8 protein-coding genes are annotated in these 6,840 nt (G+C 61.8%); 6 read left to right on the forward strand and 2 right to left on the reverse strand.

The genetic code is table 11. From position 1 onward, the window contains the following. Positions 1–121: 121 nt before the first annotated feature. Genes ACTJK9_RS25025 through ACTJK9_RS25035 form a run of 3 tightly spaced genes read left to right on the forward strand, consistent with a single transcriptional unit; the run spans position 122 to position 2,737 of the window. Positions 122–1,099, forward strand: coding sequence for an ABC transporter substrate-binding protein (locus ACTJK9_RS25025; RefSeq protein WP_440816965.1), 978 nt, complete (start codon positions 122–124; stop codon positions 1,097–1,099). Positions 1,100–1,109: 10 nt separating this feature from the next. Further along, entirely contained in the window at positions 1,110–1,913 is an 804-nt protein-coding gene (locus ACTJK9_RS25030) for an ABC transporter permease (RefSeq protein WP_064599626.1), read from the forward strand. Continuing rightward, positions 1,901–2,737: an ABC transporter ATP-binding protein gene (locus ACTJK9_RS25035; protein ID WP_440816969.1), complete on the forward strand. Its 837-nt coding sequence runs from the start codon at positions 1,901–1,903 to the stop codon at positions 2,735–2,737. The genes ACTJK9_RS25030 and ACTJK9_RS25035 overlap by 13 nt, the downstream gene beginning before the upstream one ends. A gap of 2 nt (positions 2,738–2,739) precedes the next feature. Here ACTJK9_RS25035 and ACTJK9_RS25040 read toward each other — a convergent pair whose 3' ends face one another. After that, entirely contained in the window at positions 2,740–3,816 is a 1,077-nt protein-coding gene (locus ACTJK9_RS25040) for an endonuclease/exonuclease/phosphatase family protein (protein ID WP_221398155.1), read from the reverse strand. A 74-nt stretch (positions 3,817–3,890) separates the two neighbouring features. Next, entirely contained in the window at positions 3,891–4,565 is a 675-nt protein-coding gene (locus tag ACTJK9_RS25045) for a YciC family protein (protein WP_440816972.1), read from the reverse strand. Positions 4,566–4,743: 178 nt separating this feature from the next. On the opposite strand from ACTJK9_RS25045, the gene ACTJK9_RS25050 reads away from it, so the two are divergent. The 3 genes from ACTJK9_RS25050 (at position 4,744) to ACTJK9_RS25060 (ending at position 6,765) form a co-directional block, all read left to right on the forward strand. Continuing rightward, on the forward strand, positions 4,744–5,502 hold the full coding sequence (locus tag ACTJK9_RS25050) for a DUF2076 domain-containing protein (RefSeq protein ID WP_440816974.1): 759 nt from the start codon (positions 4,744–4,746) through the stop codon (positions 5,500–5,502). Positions 5,503–5,639: 137 nt separating this feature from the next. Beyond that, the gene (locus ACTJK9_RS25055) at positions 5,640–6,119 is read left to right on the forward strand and encodes an NYN domain-containing protein (RefSeq protein WP_007958730.1); all 480 of its coding nucleotides are present in this window, start codon (positions 5,640–5,642) and stop codon (positions 6,117–6,119) included. 40 nt (positions 6,120–6,159) lie between these two features. Beyond that, positions 6,160–6,765 (forward strand): 3'-5' exonuclease, encoded by a 606-nt coding sequence (locus ACTJK9_RS25060; protein WP_440816977.1) that lies wholly within the window; start codon positions 6,160–6,162, stop codon positions 6,763–6,765. Positions 6,766–6,840: the final 75 nt, after the last annotated feature.

A 6,840-nucleotide genomic window follows, 5' to 3' on the forward strand; every position in this document is an offset into this window, starting at 1 on the left:
TCGATTTCGCCAGCCAAGGCATTGCCCGCCAGAGTCCAGCAGAGACCGCAGCGTGCATCCGCGCCGACGAGGCTGGCCGTACTGCCCATGACAACTAAATCAACAGCTTTGGGAGTGCTCCATGAACAAGTCCTTGTTTACCCGTCTTGCAGGTCCTCTGGCGATTTCCGCCCTTTCCATCACCGCCGCCCAAGCCGGCACCTTGTCGATCGGCCACACCACGTGGGTCGGTTACGGCACCCTGTATCTGGCTCAGGATCTGGGCTACTTCAAGGAGAACGGCCTGACCGTCGAATTGCCGGTGGTCGAAGAGGCTTCGATGTACATGGCCGCCCAGGCGTCCGGGCAATTGTCCGGTTCGGCCTCGACCATCGACGAAGTGCTCAAGTACCGCCCGCAGTTCTGCTTCAAGGCCGTGGCCGCGCTGGATGACAGCCATGGCGGCGACGGTGTGCTGGTCGGTAAAAACGTGAAGAGCCTGCAAGAACTCAAGGGCCAGGCCGTGGCCGTCAACGAAGGGTCGACCTCGCAGTTCTGGCTGTCGTACCTGCTGAAAAAGAACGGCATGAGCATGAGCGACATCACCGTGCAGAACATGACCGCTGACGATGCTGCCACCGCGTTCATCGCCGGTCGTGTGCCGGCCGCCGTGACCTGGGAGCCGCATCTGTCGATGGTGCGCGACAAGCAGCAGGGCAAGGTGCTGATCGACAGCAGCAGTACGCCGGGGGTGATCGTCGATGTGGTGGCGCTCAATTGCACGGTGATCGAGAAGCAGCCGGAAGACGTCAAGGCGCTGGTCGCCGGCCTCTATAAAGCGGTGCAGTTCACCAAGGACCATCCACAGCAAGCCTACGAAATCATGGCCAAGGGCGTCGGTGGTTACCTGTCCGATCCGAAGGAACTGGCCGCCGCTGCACAAGGCGTGCGCTTCTACGATCAGGCCATGAGCGAAAAACTCCTTGGCTCGCCGGGCAAGCCGGGTGACAGCGCACCGCTGATCAAACTGGCCAACGAAACCGCCAGCGAATTGCAGGGCAAGCCCTACAACGTCAGCAACGATGATCTGGTGGATAACCGTTTCGTCAGCCCGCTCTAGGAGACTGGTTATGTTCAAGCGCAATTCATGGCTGAGCCGTTGCATTACGCCGAAGACCGGACTGCCGGTGCCGGTGGTGTGGAGCGCCAGCGGGCTGGCCTGGGTGTTGCTGGTCGGCCTGTGGGCCGGGTTGTCCTATGGCGGCGTCGTGCCGGGGATGTTCCTGCCGACGCCCGGTGCGGTGGTTGAAGCTGCCGTGCGCCTGAGCCGCGACGGCACCCTCGGCCAGCATGTCTGGGCCAGTGTCGAAGTGGTGATGGTGGGCTTCATCGTGTCGTCGCTGGTGGCAGTGCCTCTGGGCTTGCTGATGGGCAGCTTCCGTATCGTCCAGGCGTTCCTCGAACCGCTGGTGAATTTCATCCGTTACCTGCCGGTGACCTCGTTCGTGCCGCTGTTCATCCTGTGGATCGGTATCGGTCTGGAGCAGCGGGTGTCGGTGATCATTTTCGGCGTGTTCTTCCAGCAACTGGTGATGATCGCGGACGTGTCCAAAGGCATCTCCAAGGACTTGATCAACGCCTCTTACACCCTCGGCTCCAACCGGCGTGACGCAGTGCTGCATGTGATCGCCCCGGCGTCGTTGCCCGGCGTGCTCGACACCTTGCGGGTGACCATGGGGTGGGCCTGGACCTATCTGGTGGTCGCCGAACTGGTCGCCGCATCGAGCGGCCTTGGTTACTTGAGCCTCAAGGCCATGCGCGGCTTTCAGGTCGACGTGATTTTTCTCGCCATCGCGATCATCGGCCTGCTCGGCCTGGTCACCGATCAACTGTTCCGCTTCTTGCGTTTGAGGATTGCCGCATGGGCTCAGTAACCGCTGCCAACCGTCGTTTCATCGAGCCGGTCGCTGCACCGGCACAAGCCGCGCCAAGGTTGCAGGTGGACAAGGTCAGCCTGCGCTACAGCAAACCCGGCGGCGGTACATTCACTGCGCTGGAAGAAGTGTCGTTCGAAGTGCCGGATCAGCAGTTCGCGGTACTGGTCGGGCCGTCGGGCTGCGGCAAGTCGAGCCTGCTGTACCTCACTGCCGGCCTGGCCGAGCCGAGCTCCGGCGAAATCTACGTCGGCGGCCAGCAAGTGCAGGGCCCCGGCGCGGATCGCGGAATGGTGTTCCAGAGCTACACGCTCTTTCCGTGGCTGACGGTGCGGCAGAACGTCGAGTTCGGGCTCAAGCGACGGGGCATGCCGGCGGCACGGCGCAAGGAAATCGTCGATCACTATGTGCATGAAGTCGGGTTGTCCGGATTTGCCGACAACTACGCCAAGCAGTTGTCCGGCGGCATGATGCAGCGGGTGGCGATTGCCCGGGCATTGGCCAACGACCCGCAGATCCTGCTGATGGACGAACCCTTCGGCGCCCTCGACAGCCAGACCCGCCTGCAAATGCAGCAGCTGTTATTGCGGGTGTGGGGCAACAGCAAGAAAACCGTGCTGTTCGTCACTCACGACATCGACGAAGCGATTCTGCTCGGCGACCGGGTGTATGTGATGGGCGCCAGACCGGGGCGGATCAAGCAGATTCTCGACGTGCCGATCGAGCGCCCACGCACGCTGGACATGGTGATGGAGCGCTCGTTCATCGACATGAAACGGCAGATCTTCGGGCTGTTGCACGACGATCTCGAAGAAGCTCATTGAGGTCAGTTGGGCGGCAGGAGGAACTTGGCAATCACCGGCAAATGATCGGAAATGCGCAAGGTATCGTCCTGCCGCACCGTGGCTTCGACCCGTTTGATCTTCGGGCTGTAGAACAGGTAATCGACCGTGCGGTCCGGGCCGTTGAGGCCGGGGTCGTTGGGGTAATGGGTCAGCCATTTGGCGCGGTCGATGCCGCTGGCTTCGTTGTTGGTCGGGATCATCGGGTACTTGTCCCACAGCACATGCAGCGCACTGTCGGCGGAGTACGGCGTGCGCTGCTCGGTGGGCAGGCGCCGGTACTGGCCAAGTGGCAACAGGTTGAAGTCGCCGCCGATCAGCCACGGCGTGCCGTGGCTTTCGTGTTTGTCGAGAACCTTGGCCACCGCGGTCACCTGCGCCTGCAAGGTGTCGTCCGGCTGTACGGCGCGATCCAGATGGGTGTTGAACACCACCAGTTGCCCGCCATCGCTGAGCGGCAAAGTGGTGGCGAGCAGCGCATCTTTCGGCTGGAACTGACGGCTGATGAGGTTCGCCGGCTGCACCGGCAATTGCAGGCGCTCGGCGTGTTCGATGCGGTAGCGGCTGAGGGTCGCGAGTTGCCGGCCGACGCTGCCGAAGATGTGCGGATCCGGGACGAAGTCGGCCTTCCAGTCAAAGGCGTGGGCGCTGCACGGATAGAGGTCGGTCAGGCGCTCCTGCAACAGCTTGAGTTGATTCTGATAGTCGCTGGCCTTGGCGCCGTCATCCAGTTCCTGCAACAGCACCACGTCGGGCTGTTCGTCGCGAATCACCCGCGCCACTTCATCGAGGCTGAACGCCATGTCTTCCGGGGTCGGGGCTTCGTCGTCGCCTTGCGCCAGGTCATTCCAGAACACGTAGCGCTTGCCGGCCAGGTATTGCACGTTCCAGGTCATGACCTTCAGGGCCTGGCCGGGGACCAGCGTCGGCGGTTGCCCGATGCAACTGACCGGCAGGGTTTCCCGGGCGTCGGGGCGCCAGGTCAGGCTGTAGATCAGCGTGCCGATCAGGGCGAGGGCGAGCAGTACGGGCAACAGGATGTAGCGCAGTAGACGGGTCATGGCTCGGCTTATAGCGATACGGAAGTGGTCCCGAGCATACCCGAGACCCATCGATCAGCCCAAGCTCGGTGCAGTCAGACTAATCCGTCACGTTTGTCGGGCAATTCGCTGATCAACATGAACAGGCGGAACAGCACCAAGCTGGTGAACAGTTGCAGGAAGCTGTGGCCGCTGTCGATCAGCACCGCGATCAATGGATTTTGCGGATCCGGATAGACCTGCAGGGTCAGGCCCTTGAGCAGCCACAGCGGCCCCATTACACACAGGATGCACACCAGAATCCGCAGAAAATGCCCACGGCTCAGGCGCAGGCTTTCCTTCATCGCCTGCAACGGGCCGTAACCGCGCAGCACCAGCAGGTATTCACCGAAGGCCAGGGTGACCATCAGCCACAGGCCTGGCAGGAAATACAGCGACAGCCCGAGCAGGATCAACAGCGTGTTCAGCGCAGTCAGCAGGGCAAAGCGCGGCCAAAGACGAGCGGCCATCGCCAGCAGATCGCGGGTTTGCGGGGATTCGCCGCGGGTGCGGGCATCGAGAAACAGAATCAGCGCGGCGGTGTACAACGGATACACCAGCAGGCCGACGATCACGCTGATGGCCGAGTAGCCGTCCGGGTCGCTGGCATGGTCGACCACCTGTTGCAGCACGGCTTCGACAATCACCAGCGGCAGGCACAACTGGACGATCCGGCCCAGATTGCGTTTGAAGAAATACAGGGAGTCGCGCAGCACATCGAAGGCATTCATCAGTCGGTATCGCAGGTCAAAAACAGTGGCCCACTTTAACCGATGATCCGTTTCGCTGCGCAAACGTAAACGTTCGGTAAAGGTCATTGAAACATTCTGTTGCTGCCTCCATTACAGAGGTGCGCCTCCTCCGACGTGGAGGAGGGCAACGTTATCTCCGGCAATCTACGAGGTCGCCATGAACAGCGAAGAACAAACCCTGATCGACGGACTGTTTTCCCGGCTGCAACAGGCCGAAACGGAGGCAGCCCCGCGCGACGCACTGGCTGAAGCGCGGATCAAGGAACACCTGACGCGCCAGCCGGCCGCAGGTTATTTCATGACCCAGGCGATTCTGGTGCAGGAGGCTGCCCTCAAGAGCCTCGACGAACAGAACAAACAACTGACTCAACAGGTCAAGCAATTGCAGGCCGAACTGCAATCGGCCAAGGCGCAGAGCGCGCCGCCGGCCTCCAGCGGTGGTGGCTTCCTGTCGAGCATCTTCGGTGGCAGCAGCCCGCGCCCGGCGTCGACCCAAAGCGCCCCGGCGTCCACCGGCGGCTGGCGTGAGCCGGCACCGCAGCAGAATTTTGGTGCACCCGCGCCGCAACAGAATTTCGGCGCGCCACCACCGGGTTATGGCCAGCAACAAGCGGCTCCGGCGGCCGGCAGCAGCTTCCTCGGCGGCGCACTGAAAACAGCGGCCGGTGTGGCCGGTGGCGTGATGCTGGCACAAGGCATCAGCAGCCTGTTCCATCACAACCAGCAGCCGGAAGAAATCGTCGAAGTCATCAAGGAAGAGCCGGCCCAGGTCAACGACCAGAGCAATAACGGCTGGGGCGATGACCAGCGCATGGCCAACAACGACACCTACGGTAATGATCAGGGCGGCTTTGCCGACACCGACTACAGCGACGACAACTCATCGTTCTTCGATGACGACGATTCCTTCGTCTGATTCACCATTCGTCCGGGGCGCCTGATCGCCCCGGGCCGATTATTCGCGGAACCTTCCTTCGGGCTGGCATACTGAGCGCCTTTTTCGGGCTAGGTGCCTGATCCGGCTCATGCGCGTCAGCGCTCACAGGAACTCCGGTGAAAAAAATCGCAGTGTTCGCCGATGTGCAGAACCTCTACTACACCGTGCGTCAGGCCTATGGTTGCCACTTCAACTACGCGGCGCTGTGGGCGGATGTCAGCCAGCACGGGCAGATCGTCGAGGCCTACGCCTATGCGATCGACCGGGGCGACAGCAAACAGCAGCAGTTCCAGCAGATCCTGCGCAACCTCGGTTTCACCGTGAAACTCAAACCCTACATCCAGCGCAGCGACGGCTCGGCCAAGGGCGACTGGGACGTGGGCATCACCCTCGACATCATGGACGCCGCCGACCACGTCGACGAAATCGTCCTGGCCTCCGGTGATGGCGACTTCGACATGCTGCTCGAACGCATCATCAACAAACACGGCGTGCAAGCGGTGGCCTACGGCGTTCCCGGCCTGACCGCCAACTCGCTGATCCGCGCCGCCAGCCGTTATGTGCCGATCGAAGGCGCACTGCTGTTGAAAAATTGAGCCCTGCTCAAGAATTGATTTAAACGGAGTACCACCCGGTTTGGAACGCATTGCAGTCATCGACTTTGAAACCACCGGCATTTCGCCGAGCAGCAGCTGCCGGGCCACGGAAATCGCCGTGGTCATGCTGGAAAACGGTCGCATCGTCGAGCGTTACCAGAGCCTGATGAACGCCGGCGTCCGCGTCCCGGCCTTCATCGAACAACTCACCGGCATCAGCAACGCGATGCTGCGCACCGCGCCTTCGGCCGAACAGGTGATGAGCGAAGTCAACGAATTCGTCGGCTGCACGCCCCTGTTGGCGCACAACGCCGCGTTCGACCAGAAGTTCTGGGACTTCGAACTGGGCCGGATCAAACGCACCCGTTTGCAGAACTTCGCCTGCTCGCTGCTGCTGGCCCGTCGTTTGATGCCGGCGGCGCCGAACCACAAGCTCGGTACGCTCACTACCTTCGCCCAACTGCCGCATACCGGCCAGGCGCACCGGGCGATGGCGGATGCGGAGATGGCGGCGAACCTGATGGCGCATTTGGCTGAAGAGTTGCGGCGCAAGCATGGGGTGCGGGAGCTATCGCACGACCTGCTGTGCAAGTTGCAGAAAGTCCCGGCCGCCAAGGTCGGTGAGCACCTTCAGCGCTATCGCTGATTTTCAGGCAAACACATTTCCCTGTGGGAGCGGGCTTGCCCGCGATGGCGTATTGTCAGTCACCCAAATTGTTGG

Origin of the sequence: Pseudomonas sp. 22082, assembly GCF_052046055.1 — a bacterium.
Lineage (GTDB): Bacteria > Pseudomonadota > Gammaproteobacteria > Pseudomonadales > Pseudomonadaceae > Aquipseudomonas > Aquipseudomonas pharyngis.

What these genes read in the sequence shown, in the direction of transcription:
- ACTJK9_RS25025 (WP_440816965.1), top strand. Translation starts at nt 122, where the DNA reads ATGAACAAGTCCTTGTTTACCCGTCTTGCAGGTCCTCTGGCGATTTCC.
- ACTJK9_RS25030 (WP_064599626.1), top strand. Translation starts at nt 1,110, where the DNA reads ATGTTCAAGCGCAATTCATGGCTGAGCCGTTGCATTACGCCGAAGACC.
- ACTJK9_RS25035 (WP_440816969.1), top strand. Translation starts at nt 1,901, where the DNA reads ATGGGCTCAGTAACCGCTGCCAACCGTCGTTTCATCGAGCCGGTCGCT.
- ACTJK9_RS25040 (WP_221398155.1), bottom strand. Translation starts at nt 3,816, where the DNA reads ATGACCCGTCTACTGCGCTACATCCTGTTGCCCGTACTGCTCGCCCTC.
- ACTJK9_RS25045 (WP_440816972.1), bottom strand. Translation starts at nt 4,565, where the DNA reads ATGAATGCCTTCGATGTGCTGCGCGACTCCCTGTATTTCTTCAAACGC.
- ACTJK9_RS25050 (WP_440816974.1), top strand. Translation starts at nt 4,744, where the DNA reads ATGAACAGCGAAGAACAAACCCTGATCGACGGACTGTTTTCCCGGCTG.